2 pseudogenes are annotated in these 237 nt (G+C 59.5%); both read right to left on the bottom strand.

The features are described from left to right. A pseudogene (locus AF337_RS42700) lies at positions 1-126 on the bottom strand (amino acid ABC transporter ATP-binding protein); the annotation flags it as partial. Continuing rightward, positions 123-237: pseudogene (locus AF337_RS42695) on the bottom strand (amino acid ABC transporter permease); the annotation flags it as partial. The pseudogenes AF337_RS42700 and AF337_RS42695, both read right to left, overlap by 4 nt.

Raw genomic sequence — 237 nt, 5'->3', positions numbered from 1 at the left:
GACCACGACTTCGCCGCGTGTCACCTGCGCATCGATGTCCTTCAGGACCGGGTAGTCGCCGTAGCTCTTGCAGACCTGCGAAAGCCGGATCGTCTGCAATTCCTGTGCTGAAACTGACATGGTCATAGCTGCTCCGATATGATTTTCGATGGCGCGACCAAGGCGGCAGAGGGAAGGTTGGAAAGTCCCGCACGCCGCCGCGTGATGCTCCGCTCGAGGCGATTTGCGAAGTAGGTG

The organism is Rhizobium ecuadorense (genome assembly GCF_001187535.1).
GTDB classification, from domain to species: domain Bacteria; phylum Pseudomonadota; class Alphaproteobacteria; order Rhizobiales; family Rhizobiaceae; genus Rhizobium; species Rhizobium ecuadorense.
The sequence above is the reverse complement of the archived record's forward strand: the minus strand, read 5'-3'. Positions and strand labels throughout refer to the sequence as shown.